This is a genomic window from Candidatus Pelagibacter sp. (assembly GCF_052046145.1).
GTDB lineage: Bacteria > Pseudomonadota > Alphaproteobacteria > Pelagibacterales > Pelagibacteraceae > Pelagibacter.
The window spans coordinates 1048390-1071497 of record NZ_JBNGZR010000001.1; the positions used below are offsets into that span (position 1 = coordinate 1048390).

Annotated in this window: 22 protein-coding genes; 7 read left to right on the forward strand and 15 right to left on the reverse strand. The window is 28.2% G+C overall.

The window, feature by feature from the left end; translation table 11 throughout:
* Position 1: 1 nt before the first annotated feature.
* Positions 2-1264, forward strand: coding sequence for a phosphoribosylamine--glycine ligase (gene purD, locus ACTT88_RS05670; protein WP_440908337.1), 1263 nt, complete (start codon positions 2-4; stop codon positions 1262-1264).
* A complete protein-coding gene (rsmD, locus tag ACTT88_RS05675) occupies positions 1264-1830 on the forward strand; it encodes a 16S rRNA (guanine(966)-N(2))-methyltransferase RsmD (protein WP_440908338.1) in 567 nt (188 codons plus the stop codon). The genes purD and rsmD overlap by 1 nt, the downstream gene beginning before the upstream one ends.
* Here the strand turns inward: rsmD and ACTT88_RS05680 are convergent.
* The 6 genes from ACTT88_RS05680 to ACTT88_RS05705 are packed head-to-tail and all read right to left on the reverse strand — an operon-like array spanning position 1822 to position 8232.
* The gene (locus tag ACTT88_RS05680; RefSeq protein ID WP_440908339.1) at positions 1822-2973 is read right to left on the reverse strand and encodes a glucose-6-phosphate isomerase; all 1152 of its coding nucleotides are present in this window, start codon (positions 2971-2973) and stop codon (positions 1822-1824) included. The genes rsmD and ACTT88_RS05680 overlap by 9 nt on opposite strands.
* On the reverse strand, positions 2973-3290 hold the full coding sequence (locus tag ACTT88_RS05685; RefSeq protein ID WP_440908340.1) for a DUF3035 domain-containing protein: 318 nt from the start codon (positions 3288-3290) through the stop codon (positions 2973-2975). Before ACTT88_RS05685 ends, ACTT88_RS05680 begins: the two co-directional genes overlap by 1 nt.
* Positions 3277-3771 (reverse strand): signal peptidase II, encoded by a 495-nt coding sequence (lspA, locus tag ACTT88_RS05690; RefSeq protein WP_440908341.1) that lies wholly within the window; start codon positions 3769-3771, stop codon positions 3277-3279. The genes ACTT88_RS05685 and lspA overlap by 14 nt, the downstream gene beginning before the upstream one ends.
* A complete protein-coding gene (ileS, locus tag ACTT88_RS05695; protein WP_440908342.1) occupies positions 3768-6500 on the reverse strand; it encodes an isoleucine--tRNA ligase in 2733 nt (910 codons plus the stop codon). The genes lspA and ileS overlap by 4 nt, the downstream gene beginning before the upstream one ends.
* Positions 6497-7420 (reverse strand): bifunctional riboflavin kinase/FAD synthetase, encoded by a 924-nt coding sequence (locus tag ACTT88_RS05700; protein WP_440908343.1) that lies wholly within the window; start codon positions 7418-7420, stop codon positions 6497-6499. The genes ileS and ACTT88_RS05700 overlap by 4 nt, the downstream gene beginning before the upstream one ends.
* Entirely contained in the window at positions 7414-8232 is an 819-nt protein-coding gene (locus tag ACTT88_RS05705; RefSeq protein WP_440908344.1) for a TIGR01459 family HAD-type hydrolase, read from the reverse strand. Before ACTT88_RS05705 ends, ACTT88_RS05700 begins: the two co-directional genes overlap by 7 nt.
* A 132-nt stretch (positions 8233-8364) precedes the next feature.
* Here ACTT88_RS05705 and groES point away from each other — a divergent pair, with 132 nt between their 5' ends.
* Positions 8365-8655 carry a co-chaperone GroES gene (gene groES, locus ACTT88_RS05710; protein ID WP_023854741.1) on the forward strand — a complete coding sequence of 97 codons (291 nt, stop codon included), beginning with the start codon at positions 8365-8367 and terminating at the stop codon, positions 8653-8655.
* 22 nt (positions 8656-8677) lie between these two features.
* Complete coding sequence (gene groL / locus ACTT88_RS05715; protein ID WP_440908345.1) at positions 8678-10339, forward strand: chaperonin GroEL; 1662 nt, start codon at positions 8678-8680, stop codon at positions 10337-10339.
* 162 nt (positions 10340-10501) lie between these two features.
* On the opposite strand, the gene ACTT88_RS05720 is transcribed toward groL, so the two are convergent.
* On the reverse strand, positions 10502-11695 hold the full coding sequence (locus tag ACTT88_RS05720) for a hypothetical protein (protein WP_440908346.1): 1194 nt from the start codon (positions 11693-11695) through the stop codon (positions 10502-10504).
* Between the two features lie 414 nt (positions 11696-12109).
* Between ACTT88_RS05720 and typA the strand changes: the two genes are divergently transcribed.
* Positions 12110-13936 (forward strand): translational GTPase TypA, encoded by a 1827-nt coding sequence (gene typA / locus ACTT88_RS05725; RefSeq protein WP_440908347.1) that lies wholly within the window; start codon positions 12110-12112, stop codon positions 13934-13936.
* On the opposite strand, the gene yczE is transcribed toward typA, so the two are convergent.
* The gene (gene yczE / locus ACTT88_RS05730) at positions 13933-14580 is read right to left on the reverse strand and encodes a membrane protein YczE (protein ID WP_440908348.1); all 648 of its coding nucleotides are present in this window, start codon (positions 14578-14580) and stop codon (positions 13933-13935) included. The genes typA and yczE overlap by 4 nt on opposite strands.
* Before the next feature lie 53 nt (positions 14581-14633).
* On the opposite strand from yczE, the gene ACTT88_RS05735 reads away from it, so the two are divergent.
* Complete coding sequence (locus tag ACTT88_RS05735) at positions 14634-15314, forward strand: DUF6134 family protein (protein ID WP_440908349.1); 681 nt, start codon at positions 14634-14636, stop codon at positions 15312-15314.
* A gap of 2 nt (positions 15315-15316) precedes the next feature.
* On the opposite strand, the gene ACTT88_RS05740 is transcribed toward ACTT88_RS05735, so the two are convergent.
* The 3 genes from ACTT88_RS05740 to ACTT88_RS05750 are packed head-to-tail and all read right to left on the reverse strand — an operon-like array spanning position 15317 to position 19020.
* The gene (locus ACTT88_RS05740) at positions 15317-16288 is read right to left on the reverse strand and encodes an NAD(P)-binding protein (protein ID WP_440908350.1); all 972 of its coding nucleotides are present in this window, start codon (positions 16286-16288) and stop codon (positions 15317-15319) included.
* The gene (locus ACTT88_RS05745) at positions 16285-17601 is read right to left on the reverse strand and encodes a TldD/PmbA family protein (protein WP_440908351.1); all 1317 of its coding nucleotides are present in this window, start codon (positions 17599-17601) and stop codon (positions 16285-16287) included. The genes ACTT88_RS05740 and ACTT88_RS05745 overlap by 4 nt, the downstream gene beginning before the upstream one ends.
* Positions 17602-17607: 6 nt before the next feature.
* Complete coding sequence (locus ACTT88_RS05750) at positions 17608-19020, reverse strand: TldD/PmbA family protein (protein WP_440908352.1); 1413 nt, start codon at positions 19018-19020, stop codon at positions 17608-17610.
* Positions 19021-19105: 85 nt separating this feature from the next.
* Between ACTT88_RS05750 and ACTT88_RS05755 the strand changes: the two genes are divergently transcribed.
* A complete protein-coding gene (locus ACTT88_RS05755; RefSeq protein ID WP_440908353.1) occupies positions 19106-19459 on the forward strand; it encodes a thiol-disulfide oxidoreductase DCC family protein in 354 nt (117 codons plus the stop codon).
* Here the strand turns inward: ACTT88_RS05755 and ACTT88_RS05760 are convergent.
* The 4 genes from ACTT88_RS05760 to ACTT88_RS05775 are packed head-to-tail and all read right to left on the reverse strand — an operon-like array spanning position 19451 to position 23105.
* On the reverse strand, positions 19451-19723 hold the full coding sequence (locus ACTT88_RS05760) for a hypothetical protein (RefSeq protein WP_440908354.1): 273 nt from the start codon (positions 19721-19723) through the stop codon (positions 19451-19453). The genes ACTT88_RS05755 and ACTT88_RS05760 overlap by 9 nt on opposite strands.
* Positions 19724-19774: 51 nt before the next feature.
* Positions 19775-21001, reverse strand: coding sequence for a hypothetical protein (locus ACTT88_RS05765; RefSeq protein WP_440908355.1), 1227 nt, complete (start codon positions 20999-21001; stop codon positions 19775-19777).
* 28 nt (positions 21002-21029) lie between these two features.
* Positions 21030-22220, reverse strand: a complete 1191-nt coding sequence (locus tag ACTT88_RS05770) for a class I SAM-dependent methyltransferase (protein ID WP_440908356.1) — start codon at positions 22218-22220, stop codon at positions 21030-21032.
* A complete protein-coding gene (locus tag ACTT88_RS05775; protein WP_440908357.1) occupies positions 22221-23105 on the reverse strand; it encodes a dihydrodipicolinate synthase family protein in 885 nt (294 codons plus the stop codon).
* Positions 23106-23108 lie beyond the last annotated feature (3 nt).

Here is a 23108-nt window from a genome sequence, read left to right on the forward strand (position 1 = left end):
TATGAAAGTTGGAATAATAGGAAGTGGTGGAAGAGAACACGCAATATGTCAAAGTTTAAAGAATTCCAACAAAATCAATAAAATATTTTGTTTTCCAGGAAATGCTGGAACTCAGCAAATTGCAGAAAACGTTAAAATTGATCTTGAGAAATTTGAAAATTTAAAAAACTTTATTTTTGAAAATAAAATTGAATTAATAATTGTAGGTCCAGAGAAACCGTTAGTTGATGGTTTGGTGGATTATTTAGAAAAATTTCAAATAAAAGTCTTTGGACCAAATAAATTTTCCTCTCAACTTGAAGGATCGAAAATTTTTACTAAAGAACTTTGTAAAAAATATAAAATTCCAACTGCTAAGTTTGGAATTTTTGAAGATAGTAGTAAAGCAAAAAATTTTGTCAATAATTCCAATTTTCCAATAGTTGTTAAAGCAGATAATCTAGCTTCTGGAAAAGGAGTTTATATTTGTCATAGTAAAGAGGAAGCAGAAACAGCAATAGATGAAATTTTTAATGGAAAGTTTGGTATAGCTAAAAATATTTTAATAGAAGAGTTTCTAAAAGGTGAGGAAATGAGTTTTTTTACTATTCATGATGGTGTCTCATTTAAAACATTTGAAACTGCACAAGATCATAAAAGAGTTTTGGAAGGCGATAAAGGGAAAAATACTGGAGGTATGGGCGCCTACTCTCCCTCAAGGTTAATTAATAATGAACTAGAGAAAAAAATTATAAATAAAATAATTAATCCTACCCTAAAAGGTTTATCGGAAATGGGATCTGAGTATAAGGGTTTTTTATACACAGGATTAATGATTGTAGATAATGAACCTTATTTAATTGAGTATAATGTGAGAATGGGTGATCCTGAATGTCAAACTATACTTCCAAGATTAAAAACAGATCTTATTGATATATTTTTAGCCTGTTGTGAAAAAGAGCTTAAAGAAATTAATATTGAATGGAAAAATGCAAAAAGTTTATGTGTTGTTTTGTGCTCGAATGGTTATCCCGATGCATTTAAAAAAAATATTCAAATTAATAACTTAAATAATATTAAACTTAATTTAGATAACTATATGTTTCATGCGGGTACTATAAAAAAAAATGAAAAAATTTTAGCAGTTGGAGGAAGAGTTTTAAATTTTGTTAGTCTTTCAAATGATTTCAAAATAGCTAAAAAAAATGTAGTGGAAAATTTAGAAAAATTAAACTGGACTGGTGGTTTTTTTAGGAAAGATATAGGTTATAAGGTTGTTGAATAATGAGAATAATATCTGGCTCTTTTAAAGGAAAAAAAATTTTAGAACCAAAAGATAAAAAGACACGACCTCTAAAGGATTTAGCAAAAGAATCTATTTTTAATATCATTAACCACTCAAATAAATTTAAAATTGATTTTAATAATTCTACTATTTTAGATTTATTTTCTGGAGTTGGGTCTTTTGGTCTAGAATGCTTATCAAGAGGAGTAAAAGAAGTATTTTTTATAGAAAATTATATAGGAGTTTTACCAATTTTAGAAAAAAATCTATCCAACTTAAAGTCAATCAATAATTGTAAAATAATAAAAAAAGATATTTATAAAGATGATATTTTTAATAACTTTGAAAATAAATTTGATATTATTTTTTTAGATCCACCATACAAAGATAAAAATATAAATATAATATTTGAAAAGATTACTGATTATAAAATACTTAAAAAAAACGCCATTATTATTCTTCATAGACATCATAAAGAAGAAGATATTTTTCCAAAAAACTTCAAAATCATAGAAGAAAAAAAATATGGAATTTCAAAGATAATTTTTTTATCCAATTTAAGTTAAAATTTTTTTTGTTTCTTTCTTAATTAATTCAACAGCTGGTTGATCATAAGGGTTTAATTTTAGTGCCTTACCAAGTAAAATTGTTTCTAAAATAAAAAAGGAAAACAATTCCCCTAAAGTTTTTTCATCCCTTTTTTTAATTTCAAAACTTCTAAATGGTATATTTTTTTTCAAAAAAATATTTTCACTGGCTTTTTTTTGAGAATAAATAATTTTTGATATTGATTTATTTTTTAAGAATTTATGTGATGGTAATATAATTTTATTATTTAGTTTTTTTGATTTTTTTTCATAAACATAAAAGAATGTATAAAAATTATTTTGAAAACCATCTAAATAAAGTTGCATTACACTATGGTTATCTTTTGGCATATTTGATACTATTGGCAAAAGTCCTTTTTTTTTCTTACCTAAACTTTCTGCAACTAGTTGTTGATACCATTTAAATAAACTTTCAGACTTTTCGTCATAATTAATAATTATAGAATTAAACTTTCTTTTTTTAATATAATAAAGTATTGAACCAACATTGGTAATAAGTGAATTTAAAAATCTTCTATTTTTTATTAAAGAATTAAATTGTCTAAAATTTTTAGATTTTAAACCCATCAATTCGGCTGGTAACATTCCTACTTCAGATAAAACTGAATACCTTCCACCAATATAATTATTATGATGGACGATTTCTCCTTTGAGATTTTCTGCTAATCGATAAAGATAATTCTTTTTGTTTTCGGTGACAAAAATATTTCTATTATTTTTCTTTATAATTATATTTGAATTTGTAATCGTCTCAATTGTATTTCCCGATTTTGACACGATTATATTAACAGTTTTTTTTTTACTTTGAGATAAAGTATTCTGAAGATTATCAATAAATAAAAAATTTTTTTTTATTTTATGTTGTAAAAATTCATAAATTGTTCGAGTTCCAAGTATTGAACCCCCCATTCCTATTATTCTGTAATTTGAAAATGCTTTATACTTATTAATTAAATTTTTTTTATAACTATCTTGATAATTTTTACTTAATGAGTTAAGTATCTCATTTTTATCATTAATAATTAATTGTAAATTTTTTCTTAGTTTAAAAGACTTGTTTTTTTTTTTAAAATTAACAAAGCTAATACCCGAGGTTAGCATTAATTCTTAATTTTTTTTAATACTGACTGTTCTATATTCGAATTACCATCTTCAGCATTATTCATTTCAGCATTTTCATTGTTTTTTTTTGATACAAGATCTTTTATTTTATTTTCATTGGTCTCTGCCGTTTTATTATTCTGATCAGGTACAGGCAAATCATTATAATCTGGAGGCATTACAAGTGGTGATTTTTTTTCGACTAGAAATTCATCGCTGCTTGACTTTTTTTGATTTGTAAATCCTTCTTTAAGTGTTGAGCATGAATAAAGAAATAAAATTAATTTAAAAAAAACTAATATTTTAAAGTATTTCATATTTATTGTTTTTATTATTACCAGTAATTTCAATTATTATCATAAAAATAACACCTAAAGTAATGAATATATCAGCCACATTAAATATGAACCAATGAAAATTTCCTATATGAAAATCTATAAAATCTGGAACAGCTCCATAAAATATACGGTCATAAACATTTCCTATTGCACCTCCTAATATCATTAAAAAAGAGTATTTTTTAAGTCCATAACTCTTTAGAACCATAAAAAAAATTATTAAAATAATAATAAAAATTATAAAAGTTAATAAATTATAAATAATTTTATCATTGAACGATAATAAGCCAAATGCAATTCCTTCATTCCAAATTAAACGTATATTCAAAAATTTTGAAGATAATATTTCAATTCCTAATAATTTATCATTTAAATAAATTACATAAGTTTTAGAAACCCTATCAAGTAAAAAAATTAAAAAAATAACAGATGAACTAATAAAAAAATTTTTTTTTATCATGCTATGTTCACAGCACAATTAGCTCTACTACAAGATGATTCTTTTATCTTCCAACAAATAGAGCACTTCGATCCATTTGCCTTGCTAGTAATTGCGGTTGTCTCGATATCATCCTTATAACTAACTTCAGCACTTGACGTTATACAAAGTTCTGAAAAATCTGTATTTTCTGTAAGACTTTTTAATTTTTGATTTAGTTGTATCTTTAAATCTGCTTCTAAACTAGATCCTATATCCTTACTAGCTCTTTTTTCTTCAATACTTATGTTGCAAATATTTCTTATTTTTACTAATTCAATCCATTTATTACTAAGCTTTTCATTTTTAAATTTATCAGGAAATTCTAAAAATTTTTCAAGGTGAATACTTTTTTGGTCTTTAAACAACAATTTAAAAATTTCCTCTGTTGTAAAAGATAGTATGGGTGCAAACCATTTTAGTAGAGCATTTAAAATAATATTAAGAAGTAAAATTGTTGATTTTCTTTTTTCTGTGTCTATAGAATCACAATAAAGATTATCCTTTCTAATATCAAAGTAAAAAGCAGACAAATCAACAGTGCAAAAATTTAATAATTCTTTATATAAATTGTGAAAATCATAATTTTTAAAATATTTTTTAAAATTACTATTTAAAACATAAATTTTATGTAGCATTAACTGTTCTAACTCAGGTAAACTATCTACATCTAGCTCATCAAAATTTATTGTTTCATATTTATCATTAATGTTTCCTAGTAAATATCTAAAAGTATTTCTAATTTTTCTATAAGACTCTGCGTGTTGATCTAAAATGGAGTAATCTATTCTTAAGTCCTCAGCATAATTTGATGATGCTACCCAAATTCTTAAAATATCAGCGCCATATTTTTTCAAAATATCTTCAGGTGCTATTACATTTCCCAGCGATTTCGACATCTTTAGGCCTTTGCCATCTACAACAAAACCATGAGATAAAATTGACTCGAAAGGTGCTCTATCTCTCGTTCCACAAGATTCTAATAATGATGAATGAAACCAGCCCCTATGTTGATCTGAACCCTCTAAATACATTGATGCTGGCCATTTTAAATCCTCTCTTTTTTCCAATACAAAAGAGTGAGTTGAACCGCTATCAAACCAAACTTCAACGATATCACTTAATTTTTGATAATCATCAGCTTTATATTTCTTACCTAAAAATCTTTGAGGATCATCTGAAAACCAACAATCTGAACCCTCCTTTTCATAAATTGATGAAATATTTTCGATAACCTCATCATCAATTAAAATTTCTTTTGTTTTTTTATTCACAAAAATTGGAAGAGGCACGCCCCAAACTCTTTGTCTTGAAACACACCAGTCAGGTCTTGTTTCAATCATTGATTTTAATCTTTCTTTACCTTTGTTTGGATAAAAAGTAGTTTCATCAATTGCTTTCAATGCTTTATCTCTTAATTTATGACTTTCCATTGATATAAACCACTGAGGTGTAGCTCTATGAACAAGTGGGGCTTTAGATCTCCATGAATGTGGATAAGAATGGACTAGCTCACCATTAAATAATAAATTTTTTTGTTCTTTGAGTTTTTCAATTACAATGGGATTTGCTTTAAAAATATGAATTCCTTCAAACAATTTAACATTATTTGTATATTTTCCATCTCCATCCACAGTTTCAATAGCTTTAATATCATTGTTCAGACATAAATTAAAATCATCAGGTCCGTGGCTTGGTGCACAGTGAACAATTCCAGTTCCTTGCTCAGTTGTTACAAATCTAGCTTCCAACATAGGGATATCGTGATCATAACCAAGGTTCAAAAATGGATGACTGCAAATAGTATTTTTAAATTCTTTACCTTTAAACGTAAGAATTTTTTTATATTCTTTTAATCCACACTCTTTAACGACTGATTCAAGTAGAGCGTCAGCAATAACAATTTTTCTATTTTTAAAATCACCTTCGTCATTTATTTCTAAAATAACATATTCAAGAGACTCATTATATGCTAAAGCTTTATTAGCTGGTATTGTCCATGGAGTTGTTGTCCAAATAACAATTTCAACTCCAACCAAATCTTTTAAATTAGATGATTTAACTTTAAACGAAGTATAAATTGTATCTGATTTATGATCTTGATATTCTACTTCGGCATCAGCAAGTGCAGTCTTCTCAACTGTTGACCACAACACAGGTTTAAAACCTCTATATAAACTTCCTTCTTTTAAAAATTTACCAAGCTCCCTAACTATTTGTGCCTCTGCATCAAAGCTCATTGTGGAATAATAATTTTCCCAATCTCCAACGACACCTAATCTTTTAAATTGACTTTTGTGAATTTCAATCCACTTCTCAGCAAATGTTCTACATTCTTTTCTAAACTCAACTATAGGAACTTCGTTTTTGTTTTTTTTGTTTTTTTTATATTGTTCTTCAATTTTCCACTCAATGGGCAAACCATGACAATCCCAACCCGGAACATAAATAGAATCTTTTCCATCCATTTGATGAAATTTTACAATTATATCTTTAAGAATTTTATTAAGAGCTGTTCCCATATGGATATTTCCATTCGCATAAGGGGGCCCATCATGAAGAACAAATTTTTCCTTTCCTTTACTTTCATTTCTTAGCTCGTCATAAAGATTTATTTTTTTCCAATATTCAAGAATTTCTGGCTCTCGAGTAGGTAAGTTAGCTTTCATGGAAAAAGCTGTTTTAGGCAGATTTATTTGTGATTTAGTCATTTGGTTTTTTTTGCAATATTTAAATCTTTTTTTATTTGAGATCTTAATTGATTTACATTTTTAAATTTTTTTTCTTTCCTTATAAACTTTAAAAACTCTACTGATAAAAGCTTATTATAAAGATTTCCAGAAAAATTAAATAGATGAACTTCTAATAATATTTTTTTTTGATTAAATGTTGGCCTATACCCAAGATTAGCAATACCTTTTATATATTTTGAGCTATTTTTTCTCAAAACTTTGACAGCATAAACCCCCGGTTTTGCTAAAACATAATCGCCAATGTCTATATTGCAGGTTGGAAATCCAATTTTTTTTCCAACTTGTCTTCCTTTTTTAACTACTCCTTGGATAGTCCAATTTCTTTTTAAAAGATTATTAGCTTTATCCAACAAACCCTTTTCTAAAAGATTTCTTATTAAAGATGATGATACAATTTTTTTACTTTTAATTAATGGTTCAGGTTTAACAACTTTATAATTAAATAATTGCTCGTATCTTTTTAGTAAATTAACATTTCCTTCTCTTTTATTTCCAAATCTAAAATTATTACTGACAAAAATAAATTTGGAACTAAGTTTTTTATTTAAAATATGAGATATAAAATTAAGTGCTTTAGTTTTTGAAAATTTTTTATCAAATCTTTTTGTAATAACAAAATCTACTTTTAAGTTACTAAGTAATTTAATTTTTTGATTACTATTAGAAAGCCTAAAATTTTTTAATTTATTATTAAAAAACATTTTTGGCATTGGATCAAAATTCACAACACCAATTTTTAAATTATATTTTTTCTTATATGACTGTGCTAATTGAAATAATTTTTGATGCCCCAAATGTAAACCATCAAAATTACCTATTAAAATAATTGATCCTCTGTGTGTTTTTTTAATATTAAAATTTGTATAATGTTTTACCATTTTAAATCTGATTGAATAAAATTAACTATCGCTTCATACTCTTTTGAAACATCTTGTATACCTTTATTTTTTATTTCATATCTATGTATTCCATTACTAATTAATAAAGAGTCATAATTTAAAAGATTTGCACCTTTGATATCAGTATTTAAATTATCACCAATTGCTAATATTTTTTTATTTTTATTGTCAGTTGACTGATTATAGACCTCTGGATGTGGTTTTCCAAAATATACCACTTCTCCGCCCATTTTTTCAAAAACCATTGCGACTGAACCTGCGCACAACTCTCTAACTTCACCACGATCAACGATTAAATCTGGATTTGTACAAATCATTTTTTTGGTAATATGTTTCTCAAGTAAATCTTTGTAAAATTTTAAATCCTTATCGTGATCATCAAATAACCCTGTGCACAATAAATATTCACTATCACTAATATCTTCACACTTATTTTTCTCAAATAAATAAAATAAATCAAAATCTCTGGGTGGACCTATGTGATAAAACTTTTTCGATAAATAAGATTTTTTCAAATAATTCAATGCTGCTTCTCCTGAGGTAAATACGTGATCTCTGAGTACTTTGTCCATACCCATCTTTTCCAAAAAATTTTGAACAGTTTTATTTGGTCTTGGGGCATTTGTTAAAAGTACGAACATTTTCTTTTTTTTTAAAAGCTCATTTAAAACACCTATTGCTTTTTCATGAAGATTAACCCCATTATGAACAACACCCCATAAGTCTACATAAAAAAGATCATAATTATCGGCAATTGATTGTAAGCCATTTGAATCTAAATTTTTGGTCATATTTTAAGGTATAAACCATAAAATCCTGAATTTACTAGCATTATTAATATCCTTAAGTCTTTCTGATCTTGAAATAGGCGGTGAAATATCTATATGAAGTGCATATTTATAAAGATTTATAAAGGAGAATTTATGAAGTTTAAACCGTTACATGACAGAGTTTTAATCGAAGTATTAGACGGCAGTGAAAAGACTGCTGGAGGAATAATTATACCTGATACGGCTCAAGAAAAACCTCAAGAAGGCAAAGTGGTAGCTGTAGGTGGTGGAGCAAAAACTGAGGATGGAAAGATAATTCCAATGGACGTTAAAGTTGGTGATAAAGTTTTATTTGGCAAGTGGTCAGGAACTGAAGTCAAAATTAATGGTAAAGAATACAGCATAATGAAAGAGTCTGACATTATGGGTATTTCAGGTAAGTAATTTAATTTAAAGGAGAAAAATAATGGCAAAAGTTGTTAAATTTGATGCTGAAGCAAGAGCAGCAATGATTAGAGGTGTAAATATCTTAGCTGACACTGTTAAAGTAACTTTAGGACCAAAAGGAAGAAATGTCGTAATGGATAAATCTTATGGTGCACCTAGAATTACTAAAGATGGTGTGTCTGTAGCTAAAGAAATAGATCTTGAAGATAAGTTTGAGAATATGGGTGCACAAATGGTTAAAGAAGTTGCTAGCAAAACTAACGATGAAGCTGGTGATGGAACCACGACTGCAACTATACTTGCGCAAGCTATTGTAAAAGAAGGTGTGAAGTATGTAACAGCTGGCATGAATCCTATGGATGTAAAAAGAGGAATTGATGCAGCTGTAGAAACAGTAAAAGATAGTCTTGTTGCATCTGCCAAAAAGGTAAAAGACAGTGATGAAATTGCTCAAGTAGGAACAATTTCTGCAAATGGTGATAAAGAAATTGGAACTATGATTGCTAAAGCAATGCAAAAAGTTGGAAACGAGGGAGTTATTACTGTTGAAGAAAATAAAGGTATTGAAACAGAATTAGATGTAGTTGAAGGTATGCAGTTTGATAGAGGATATCTATCACCGTATTTTATTACTAACAGTGATAAAATGACTACAGAATTAGATAATCCTTTTATTTTATTACATGAAAAAAAATTAACTAATTTACAACCAATGGTTCCTCTTTTAGAAGCAGTGGTTCAAGCTGGTAGACCGTTAATGATTATTTCTGAAGATGTTGAAGGCGAAGCTTTAGCAACTTTAGTAGTAAACAAACTTAGAGGTGGTTTGAAAGTTGTAGCTGTTAAAGCTCCAGGTTTTGGTGATAGAAGAAAAGCTATGCTTGAAGATATTGCTATTTTAACAGGAGGTCAGGTTATATCTGAAGACCTAGGTATCAAACTTGAAAATGTTAAGCTTGATGATCTTGGATCTTGCAAGAAAATCAAAGTTGATAAAGATAACAGCACTATCGTTAATGGTAGTGGTAAAAAATCTGATATTGAAGCTAGATGTGCTTCTATCAAACAACAGGTTGAAGAAACTACTTCTGATTATGACAGAGAAAAACTTCAAGAGAGACTTGCTAAGTTAGCTGGTGGAGTTGCAGTTATCAAAGTTGGTGGTGCAACCGAAGTTGAAGTTAAAGAAAGAAAAGACAGAGTTGAAGACGCTTTAAACGCTACTAGAGCTGCCGTTGAAGAAGGTATTGTAACTGGTGGTGGATGTGCTCTTCTTTATGCTGCTCAAGAGCTTGATAAAGTTAAAGCAAAAGGTGATGACCAAAAAGCAGGTGTTGATCTAGTCAGAAAAGCATTGGAAGCTCCAATTAGACAAATTACTAAAAATGCTGGTGTAGATGGTTCAGTGGTAGTTGGTAAATTATTAGAGCAGAAGAAAAAAACTAACGGTTACGATGCTCAAAACGAAGAGTATTGTGATATGTTTGCAAAGGGTATCATAGACCCAGTAAAAGTTGTAAGAACTGCTTTACAAGACGCTGCTTCAATTGCTGGATTATTAGTAACTACAGAAGCAATGATCGCTGACAAACCAGAGGAAAAAGATGCTGCTGGCGGAATGCCTGGTGGTATGCCTGGTGGTATGGGCGGCATGGGTGGCATGGGCGGAATGGGAATGTAATCGTTCCAACCCAAATCAAAATTCAAAAAGGGCAGATTTTACTGCCCTTTTTTTTACCCTAAACAAAAATCTGCAATGAATGTTCAATGAAGTTTTTAGAATCAAAAAACGGTGCTGAAGGCAACCCTAGTTTATTATTAACAACAAAGAGTAATTAATTTCTTAAGCAGGATTTGGACATTCTATTACTCTGCCCATAGAATCTCTCTCTCCACATTTTTTAGGTTGTTTCTTATAACCCAATGGTAAATATATTAAACTATGATAGTCGTAATTTCTTTCAACAGAATGAGCAGTAATAATTCTGTTATTATTAAAATCAATCACTACTTGTTGTCCGTAAGCACCATCCATCATTAAAATAGGTCTGTCTTCTAATCCGATTGGGTCAAAGTGAAACTGACCACCGTAAGTTTGTGCTGATCTATGATTGCCTTTATATATACTATACTCACCATGTTGTTTATCAACTCTATTTTCATACATTGTTTTTAAATACTTACCAACGCAAGTATCATTGTTCCAATGAATCATCATCATGTTAGCAATTCTTACATAATCATATCTATCAGCATAGAAAGAATATCTTCCGTATTCACCAGATTTTCTGTTACCAGTTTTATTAGCATATAAAGTTTTATGAAAATAAACTCTTTTAGCAACTTTAGCGTCTTCTACAAATATCTTATGTAATAACTTGTTCCAGTTATCACCAGTTTTGTAAATAACATAGTTCATAATAACATTGGTTGTCATGGCACTATAGTTATAATAAGTACCAGGTTCTAAACCATCAACATTTTTAAAGTATTTCTTCATAACTTTTTTGATAGGTATAGTATTAACATTAGGACCTTTACCTTTGATAGGGTTGTCCCATGCGTAAATTCTTTGTCCTACTATTTTATCATCACCTGCCTGCATATTAAGTAAGTTAATTAATTTTTGATTTTCATATAAAGTACCTTCAACCGTTGGGTAATCTATTCTGTCATAAACAGTATGATTAATATAACCACCACACATTGCATAACCTGTAACTAAAGATACCAAAGACTTACCTATGGAATGCGAAGGATATGGTCCCCGATATTTACTTTTTCTATTTTCATCAACTAAAATCTTATTGTTTTCAAATAAGATGTAAGAAACTAAACCAGTATCTTTACGTGATATTTGTTTTTTAACTTTTACAGATAATTTATTAGTTTGTAAATCAAACTCAAAATCATAGGTTTCATTTTTTTTATCACCTATTTTGTATTTGTGGTGACAATTAAAACAATATTTCTCACCAGCGAATGTTACGCCGACCATTATAAAGAAAGAAAGGATAAAATAAATAATTCTAGTCATTCAAATGTTGTATTGGAAATTTAACTCAACTCTTAAATGAAGTCACCTTTCTGTTTGCTTTCTATTTAGGGTGTTTCTGCAGTGAAGTTTGCAGTGAAGAAGTTAAATAAGTGAGTATTGGCGTAATATGTGTGTGAATGTAATCCCTCATTTTCTTGAATAAATTTAAAAGGCCATCTTAAGATGGCCTTTTTTTTATGTGAAGATTAATTATGTCAAAAAGATATAGCGGCAAATCATTTAAAGACTCTAGTGTTAAAAAAAAACCTAAATTGAGCTTCAAAGAAAAAAGAAAACTTAAAAAAGATAAGCAAAAAAAGACAAATTAATCCTGAATTTTGAAAATTATTCAAGCCTGTTATGAGTTTTTTTGAGTTTTAATATCCTTTTAAATATGTATAAGAGCCAGAATTTATGAGTAATAATATCAGAAACATCACAATCATAGCCCATGTTGATCATGGCAAAACTACTCTAATTGATAATTTAATGAAACAAAGTGGTTCATTTAGAGAGAATGAAGTTGTTGATGAAAGATTAATGGACTCAGGTGAGCTCGAAAAAGAAAGAGGAATTACAATTTTAGCTAAACCTGCTTCAATTAATTGGAATAATTCAAGAATAAATATAATCGATACCCCAGGCCACAGAGATTTTGCTGCTGAAGTTGAAAGAGTTTTAAGTATGGCAGATGGAGCATTACTATTAATTGACTCTGCAGAAGGTGTTATGCCTCAAACTAAATTTGTATTATCCAAAGCTCTTAAACAAGGATTAAAGCCAATTGTTGTTATTAATAAATTAGATAAAGCTGATCAAAGAGCTAATGAAGTTTTGGATGAAACATTTGATTTGTTTGTTAGCTTAGATGCAAATGAAGAACAATTAGATTTTCCAGTTCTGTATGCAAGTGGAAGATCAGGTTGGGCTCATCATGAAGTTGATGGTCCAAGAGAAAATTTAAACCCTTTGTTAGATTTAATTGTTGATCATGTAAAACCTGCTGAACTTGATAAAAATAAACCTTTTGCAATGTTGTCAACGCTACTTTATGCAGATAGTTTTTTAGGAAGAAGTTTAGTTGGAAGAATTGCACAGGGAACTGCGAAAGCTAATCAATCTATAAAAGCAATAAATTTAAATGGTGAAAAAGTTGATGAAGGAAAATTAACAAAAATTTTTAGATATGAAGGGACAAAAAAAGTTCCGATAGATGTTGGAGAGGCTGGGGATATCGTAGTTGTAGCCGGGTTAGAAAAAGCAAATGTTGCTGATACGATATGTGATCTAGGGGTTAATGAGCCAATCCCTGCTACACCAATAGATCCTCCTACAATGTCAATTACAATTACTGTAAATACTTCACCCTTAGCTGGAACTGAAGGTAAAAGACTAACCAGCACCCAAATAAGAGATAGATTAGTTCAAGAGGCACAAAATAATGTTGGAATTACATTTTCTGAAAACGAGGGAAAAGACTCTTTTGTTGTTAGTGGTAGAGGTGAGTTGATGTTGGAAATTCTTTTAACTCAAATGAGAAGAGAAGGTTTTGAAATGACAGTTAGTCCTCCAAAAGTTTTATATAAAACTGATGAAAGTGGAAACAAACTTGAGCCAATTGAAGAAATTACTATGGATCTTGATGAAGAACATTCATCAAAAGTAATTGACTCAATGAACAGAAGAAAAGGTAAACTAATAGAACTAAAAGATACTGGAACTAACAAAAAAAGATTAATTTTTCATGCACCTACTAGAGGTTTAATGGGCTACACAAGCAGATTTCTTACACTTACAAAAGGAAATGGAGTGATCAACAGAATATTCCATAGCTATGGTCCTTTTGAAGGAGAGATGGAAGGTAGAAGAAATGGGGCATTAATCTCAATGGAGCAAGGAAAAGCTGTTGCATTTGCTATCTTTAACTTACAGGCACGAGGAGAAATGTTTGTTAAACATAATGACTCTGTTTATCCTGGAATGATAGTTGGTCTTTCACCTAAACCAGGTGATATGATTATTAATGTAATGAAGGGTAAAAAATTGACTAATATGAGAACTCAAGGTACTGATGAGAATGTTGTTCTTACACCAGTAAGAAAGATGTCAATTGCAGAACAATTAAGTATACTGAATACAGATGAAGCTTTAGAGATAACACCAGACTCATGCAGATTAAGAAAAGCAATTCTTGATCCACATGAAAGAAAAAAAAGTGAAAAAGCTATAGCTGCAGCCTAATCAAAAGTTTTATCAACTAAATAAAGTCCTAAAGCAACGCAAGGACCTATGCCAAATGCAAATAATAAAGTTCCAACCCCAACTGTTCCTCCTAAATACCACCCAATACTAACAACTGAAATTTCTAATGTTCCTCTTACAACAGCTATAGGAAAATTAGTTAATTTTTGTAATCCTATCATTAATCCATCTCTAGGACCGGCTCCTAAATTAGATACTAAGTAAATACCGCCACCTATTCCAACCATGATTACAGAAATTACAGCTAATAATAATTGATAAATATAATTTGATGGTGTTGGAACATATTTAATGCAAAGATCAATCATAATTGCAATTATCAAAGCATTAAATATTGTACCCATCCCTGGTTTTTGGCCAAGAGGGATCCATAAAATTAAAACAGCAATACTTATTAATAATGTGATAGTTCCAATACTTAAATTAACATTTAAAGAAATACCTTGGGCTAAAACACTCCAAGGAGAGGCTCCAGTAAATGAAACAATTAACAATCCCTCACCTAATCCAAATAAAGATAAACCAAAACATAAGAAAAAAAATGTAGAAAACTTTGGTTTAAAATTAAATGGTTTTTCTGAGCTCCATTTTACTTTTGGAATTTTTTTTATTTTTAAAAACATATTTGTAATAAGCTATATCTATTAATGTAAAATTCTAATATTATAACTAGCAAATGAAAAAGTTTGTAGTTACTTTACTTATTGTATTTTTCTCATCAATTTCTTTAGCCCATATAGGTCATTATAACAAATTTAATAAAATAGAAATGGAGATCTTGAGAAATGATGAAGTAATTGGATATAACAATTATTATTTTAAAAGAGATGGTGAAAAAACGATAGTAAAAAATCAATATAAATTTGAGGTAAAATTACTATCTGCAACAATATTTAAAGTAGAGGGTTATGGAGAAGAAATTTATTTAAAAGATAATTTAATATCTTTTCAATCAAAGACGCTTCAAAATAAAAAAGAAAAATTTGTGAACTTAAAACTGGATAAAAATAATAAAAAATTTGATATTAAAGGATCTTCCTATTCAGGTGAAGCCTCTGTAAAAAATATTATTGGAAATTGGTGGAGTCATAAAATTTTACAAGCAGAAAGCCAAATAAGTCCTATTTCTGGAAGTATAAAAGAACAAATAGTTAATTTTGTTGGCAAAGAAAATGTTTCAATTAATGGCAAACAATACGAAACAGATCATTTCAAACTTACATCTAAAGATATGTCTCTTCCTGAAGATAAAAAATTAAATTTTGATATTTGGCTTGATAAAAAAACAGCAGTGATTGTTAAAATTACATATGAAAGAATGGGAAATTGGGAATATCGTTTAAAAAATCTTGAATAAAATTATTTATTTATTTTTTTATAAAGATCATTTGCACTTATCCATCCAGCCTCTACTCTAGGACCTACAAACCAATCTGCACATACACCTAATTTTAATTTAGAATTCCAATAACTTTTGATTTTAAAGGGCCTAGAGTTTGAGGAATATTTCCAACCATGATTTATTGAAGTTGATATTTTTGTTTTTTTAATTCCGGTAAGTTTAAAAAATCGATCAATTAAAATCTTTGAATTTTTTTCTTTATTCTCTCTATTTTTATTTATTTTTTTATTTGCCCACAGATTTGTACTTTGCAAAGTCCATAAATCATTATTACTTTTAAATCTTTTTTTACTATTTTCTTTAGCCGCCCAACCTAAAATTTTATCGTTAAATAAATAACTTGATATGTTTATATTTGTTTTTTTAATTTCGATCATGACTGTAATATTTGCATCCATTTTGATTTTTTGCTTAATGAATGAATCCTTAATAAATTTTTTTGATAATTTTTTTAATTGTGGGAATGGACAAGTTAATATTAATTTATCATAATATTTTATTTGTTTGTTCTTAAAATCTAATTTCCATTTATTTTTAACATATTTAATCCTCTTTAACTCACTTTGAAAATTACAATTTATATTCTTTATTAAATGTTTGCTAATATCATTGTTGCCTTTGCAGCCAATAATTTTGACATGATTTTTATTTTCTTTTTTTAATTTTTTTAAAAAAATATGTTTGCCACTCCATTTTTTCAGAATTTTTTTTTTTCGTAATTTTTCAATAAATTTTTTAAATTGAATTGATTTTGGAGAAATATATTGTGCTCCGTGATCAAATCCTTTTGACTTATTTAATCTTTTAAAAGAAGATCTGCCACCTGGACCTCGAGCTTTGTCATAAATGTGTACAGAATTTTTTTTACTTAATAAATTAGCTATTGTTGCTCCTGAAATTCCAGAACCAATGACACAATAACTACTCATTTCCCTGCAACAGTCATACCCTCTATCATCATAGTCGGTGAATTGACTGAATATTCAAATTCTAAATCATTAGCTAAAATTATATTTTTGAACATATCTTTAAAATTACCAGCAATTGTTATTTCATTAACAGGATATTTAAATTCTCCATCTTCAACTAAAAAACCAGTGGCACCTACTGAATAATCTCCTGTTACAATGTTAGATCCGTGACCAATAGTTTCAGTAATATAAAGACTTCTTGAATTTTTTTTTAGAAGATCTTCGTAGCTTTTATTTCCTTTTTCAAAATATAAATTGGTAGTTCCACCACTTCTTCCATTTGATTGTAAATTTAATTTTTTTCCATTGTAAGTGTCCACAAGATAATTTTTAAGTATTCCGTTCTCTATAAGTTGTAATGTATTTGAGTTTACACCCTCTGAATCAAAATTTTGAGAACCCATTCCTTTAATTATATCTGGTTTATCAATTACATTTATTGAATCAGCAAAAACTTGTTGATCAATTTTATTCTTTAAAAATGAAGTGCCTCTTGCAATTGCGGATGCAGATATTGCACTTGCAAAAACACTTAACATTCCCTTTGAAATTCTTTTATCAAAAATTATACTGATCTTCTCACTTCCAATTTTTTTAGGGCTCAATTTTCTAATAGTTTGCTTGGCAGCTTTATTTCCGAGATCTATTGCTTGCTTAATATCAGACAAATGACGTTTGCTAGAAAATTCATAGTCTCTTTCCATACTATTTTCATCTTTTGCAACTGTTACGCAAGAAGCCGAAAAAGAAGAAGTTTTATAACCGTCACAAAAACCGTCACTATTTGCTAATATAAAATTTGATTTGTTTTCAGTGAAACTAGTTTCTGTATTTATGATTTGATTATTTGATGAGGCAGATTCCTCTAAATCTTTTAAATATTTTATTTTTTTATCATTTTCAAATCTTGTTTCATCATACAAATTAAGACTACTAATTTGTTTGGCTAATAAATCTTTATCAGGCAAAGAATTAAATTCATCCTCTGGTGTCATTTTTGTAGTTTCAAAGCACTTTTCAATTAAAGTTTTTATATTTTCATCTAGTAAATTTGAAGATGAAATTGATGACCTTCTTTTGCCTAAATAAGTTTCTATTCTTAATGCCAATCCATCTGATCTATCTGAAGCTTCTAGGGATTTATTTCTAAAATTAACTGTTTCTGAAATTGAGTGACCAACTGTAACACTTGCATTAGTTGCTCCCATTTTTTTTGCCAAATCTAAACAATATGAAGCTTTCGATTTTAGAAATTCTTGATCCTTAACCATAATACTTTAAAGTTTTGTTCCACCAACTGTCATTTTATCGATTAAAATTGAAGGTTGAGCGACTCCCACAGGAACACCTTGTCCTGCTTTTCCACAAGTTCCTATGCCTGGATCTAACATCATATCATTTCCTACCATCGATACTTCTTTAAGTATTGATGGTCCATCACCAATAAGTGTTGCACCTTTAATTGGAGATCCAATTTTCCCATTTTTTATCTCGTAAGCTTCAGTACAATTAAATACAAATTTTCCAGATGTAATATCTACCTGGCCACCTCCAAAACTTACTGCAAAAATTCCTTTATCAACAGATTTGATCATTTCATCTTGAGTTTGATTTCCACTTAACATCATTGTATTTCTCATCCTTGGCAAAACAATATGTCTATAATTTTCTCTTCTCCCAGATCCAGTAGATCTTGTATTCATTAATCTCGCATTATGCCTGTCTTGCATAAAGTTTTTTAGAATACCATTTTCAATTAAAACTGTTCGCTCAGTTGGCGTTCCCTCATCGTCAATAGTTAGACTACCTCTTCTATTATCTATCGTACCATCATCAACAATTGTTACTCCCTCACTTGCAACTTTTTCTCCCATCAGGTCATGAAATGCTGAGGTTTTTTTTCTATTAAAATCTCCTTCTAGACCATGACCAATTGCTTCATGAATTAATATAGCGGGCCAACCAGGTCCCAAGACTACTTTCATCTCACCAGCAGGTGCTGGTTTACTTTCTAAATTTACTGATGCAATTCTAAAAGCCTCTTCACAAACATTTTTCCAATTATCATTTTTTAAATAATCATCATAAGATTGTCTGCCACCAATTCCATATACTCCCGTTTCTTTTCTTCCATTTTTTTCCAACATTACAGATACATTAAATCTAATTAATGGACGTACATCAGTAAGCGCTTCTCCACCTGGTCGAATAATTTCAATTGATTTTTGCTCACCAGCAAAACTAGCAGTCACTTGTTTTACTGATTCATCTTTTTTTCTTAAAAAATCGTTTACTTTATTTAAAACTTCTAATTTCGAGTCTAAAGTTTTTTGTTCAATTGGATTAATGTCTTTATAAAATTTTTTATTAGATTTTGGAATTTCATGATTATATGTGCCTTTAATTGATTTAAGAGTTGATTTAAGATTTTCTGAGGAATTTTTTAGTGAATCTTTTGATATTTCATTTGAATATGAATAGGCAACAACCTCGTTTGAAATAGCTCTGAAGCCAAATCCTAAATCAGAACTATAATTTGAGCTTTTTATTTTATTGTCATCTAACAAAATTGACTCTGATTTAGACTCCTCTAAATAAAGCTCACCATCATCACAATTATTTAGTGTTTCAGATACTATTTTATCAGCATCTTGTCTTGTTAAATCAGATTTGTTAAAGAAATTATTCATTCATCTTAAATAGAGGTTTGTTGATAATTTTCAACTGATCATTTTACGCATGTACAATTTATTACTAAAAGTTAATTATTGTTAAATGAAAGTATTTTTTAATAACTCTTGTAAAATATGTAGATCAGAAATTAACTTATATAAAAAAGAAAATATCAAAGATATTGACTGGATAGATATAACAAATAACTCAGATGCTGAAAAAGAAACATCTAGAAATGATAAAGAATTATTAAGAAGATTACATGTTAAGGAGAATGGTAAAATTATTCAAGGTGCAGAGGCATTTCTTTATGTTTGGAAAAAAATTCCAAAATATAAATTTTTATATAAATTTTTCAAACTACCAATAATTTTCACAATCTTTAAATATGGATATGAGATAATTGCCTTTTTTTTATATTTAAAAAATAAAAAACAACTTAAAAAACTAAGTTAAAAAAAATATTAAAAATTCACTAAGTAAAGACATAGATAATAAAAACATAATTAATAATATCGAATACATTAGAGTTATAACTCTATTTCTTTTTCTCCTCAGTCTAACAAAAGTTTTATCATCTAGATCTGAAATATCTCTTTCACCAACTACGGGATAGTCATAACTCCATCGCCATGTAGATTGGCCTAATCTAGAGTCGAGACTGTTAAAATATCTTATCCAAGCAAGAACATATTTTAATACTAGATACAAAATAATCATTAGTATTGAAGAAAATAACATTTTGAATGATACTTAATTATGTATGATAATTTAATTGATATTTTTGGCTCTTTTTCTTGCGATTAACTGCGTAAGAGCATCAACCATAGTATCTGAGGCCTTAAATATTTCATTATTTTTAAACTCATGAGAAATATTTTTTTCTGGATTAGTTTTGTCTTCAATAACTATTCCTTCATCTGGTGAATTATTTTTTATATAAATTAATAAAAGCCATTCATCATCTGAGGCTTCATCCCATTTAACAAATATTTCTCCTGTTTCAAATCTTCTGTCTATACATCTAAAGATAGACATATGTCTTGTTATGTGTCTTTTGTTTAATTGAAATACTAAACTGCTAGCACTTCTGTAAAAACTTTCGAGAGCAAATTCAATTTTCTGTCTAGCTAAAGTATATTCTTTTTCTTTTTGTAACAGTGTTTCTCTATCTTCATCTCCTTGAATTTTAACTCCTAAAGCCTCTACTCTTTCTCTAATTTTTTGATCTCTAATAATTCGATATTTTTCTTTTAATTTTTCTATTCTTTGTTGTAATCCAGCATAATCCTCTCTCTTTTCTCTTAAGGAAATTTTTTCCAATTTCTCTAATTCTTTAATCTCTCTAACTCTAAATTTTTCAATTTGCTTATCTAATTTTAATTGTTGTAAAAATTGCTTTTGTTTTTCTGCTTGTTCAATTCTTAAAAGAGCTTGTTCTTTTCTTAAGAATAATTTTATTTCTTTTGTTCTTTGTTTTTCTAATCTAATTTCATCTTTTAAAGCTTGTTCTTTTAATTTAACTTTTAATTCAGCCTCTTTTTGTTTTTTTTTTGCAGCTTCAATCTTTTCTAATCTTTCTCTTTCTTGTTTTTCTAATTTTAACCTTCTTGCTTCGTCTTTTTTTAAAATTTTATACTGTGAAATTGTGTCTGCTATTTTATCAAAAAATGCTTGGATATATTTTTCAAAACCAAAATTTAATCTAAACTTAAATTCAGGCTTTAAAGAATTTTGTAAGTTAACTACTTTTAAAAGAAAATCTTGTTTCTTTTGTACAGTAAATTTAGATTTTTTTGAAATTTTTTTTGATTGTTTTGGTTTTTTTGACTTTTTTTGTTTTTCATTTTTTTGTTTTCTTCGATTATTAATTTTCTTTACAGATTTATTTTTAATCTTAAATTTATTAGACTTTTTAGATATTTTTTTAACTCTTTTTTTGGTTTTTCTTTGATTTATAGAAATACTTTTTTTTAATTTTTTTTTCTTTTTTTTCATTTTAAGAGAGTTAGTTTCTACCAATTATTTATTGATAAATATAGTCTCTTGTAACAGGTGTAGAAGAATAATTCTTTGTTAATTGAAATTGGTATACAACTTGATCACCCCACTTAAATGCCATCTCACAACCAGCAAGATAAAATTCCCACATCCTAAAAAATCTTTCATCAAACATTTCAACTATTTTATCTTTATTTCGAATACAATTTTCTTTCCAATGTCTTAGTGTATGTGAGTAATGAAGTCTTAAAACCTCAATATCTGCAACAATTAAGCCTGCTTTTTCAATTGGTGTTGTTACCTCACTTAAACTTGGAGTATAACCTCCTGGAAAAATATACTTAGTGATCCATGGATGTGGATCTCTTGGTGGATTTACTGATCCTATAGTATGAATTAATGACACTCCATCATCTTTTAAAAGTTTTTCAACTTGTGAAAAAAATTTTTTATAAAATTTTCTTCCTACATGTTCAAACATACCAACACTGACTATTCTATCAAATTTTTCATTGAGCTCTCTATAATCCATTAATTTAAAGTGCAATTGATTTTCTAAATTAAGTTCTTTTGCTCTTTGCTTACAGTAATTAAATTGGTTTTCTGAAAGTGTAATACCTGTTACTTCGCAGTTTGCACTTTTTGCAATATCTACTGCTAAAGAACCCCATCCACATCCAATATCTAAAACTTTTTGATTTGGCTTTATGTTAAGTTTTTTAATTATGTGTTGAATTTTATTATTTTGAGCAGTTTCCAGTGTATCTGTTTCATTTTTAAAATATGCACATGAGTATTGTCTTTTAGGATCTAAAAATAAGTCATATAAATCGTCTGAAATATCATAATGATGAGACACATTCATTTTAGATTTTTTTATAAAATTAAAATTAGTTAAATATCTATAAGAACCTCTTAATCTATTAATTAAATAACTAAAAAAATTTAAGTCTCCTCTACCAAAATTCATTAAAGAAAGATCCAAAAAATCAGTTAATGTTCCATTCTCAATAGTTATTTCACCATCTGTATAAGCCTCACCAAAGTATAAATCGGGATGAAACAATAATTTATAATGAAGATTTTTATTTAAAATTTTAACTTTTATTGGGTTTTCACTTTTTGGATTTCCAATAATGTAACTTTTTGAATTAGCATCAACTAATATAAATCCATCTTTTTTAAAAACATTATTTAAAAATCTAGCTAGTTGCATCTAAGCCGCCTTGGTACTTTTAATTGAAAAATTTAATTTCTCTAAATTATTGATTAAATCCGATTCATCTTTAGCATTTAGAATGCTAAGTGGTGGTAAAAGGTTTTTATAGTAAATTTCTTTTTTACTAAAGTATGTATGTAAACCTGAGATTAAATTATATTTTTCAAATTCAGCTCTTACATCACAAAGGTTTTGGTTTACTGTCTGATCGTTTCCATTATTAAAATCATCGTATACTTTTCTTGCCAGTGCAGAAGTGGCATTGCATGTAGCTGTTATAATTCCTGAGCAGCCTAATTGAAGTCCTTTAAATAATTTAGATTCTGATCCAGGTAAAACTGAAAAATTATCAATTTTTAAGTTTTCAAAAAGATTGTAAGAACTATCTTTTACTCCAATAATATTTTTTGGGTATTTTTTAACTAACTCTTCAATACACTCAATACTAAACTTATAACCACATAGTTTTTCAAAATTATATAGTACTATTTTGCAATCAGAAATTACCTCCAATATTTTGCTATAAAATTCTATTACCTCTTTATCTCCATATTTATAGTAAGCAGGTGGCATAATTAAGAATCTATTAAAACCTAAAGAATGAGAAACTCTCATCAAATTAATTGTTTCACCTAAAGAATTTAAACCAGTGCCGATGATATACTTTTCTTTGTATTTGCTTGAAGTCAAATGATTTAACAAATTAATTTTTTCAGAGATAGGTATAAGTTGGGCCTGTCCAGTACTTCCAAAAATAGCTGCTCCATGACAACCATTATCAATAACCATTTCAGCGTGTTTAATAGTTTTTTCAACATTTAGTGTTAAATCATCATTTAACACTGATATTGAGGCTGCATATATTCCTTTTATTAAACTCATATA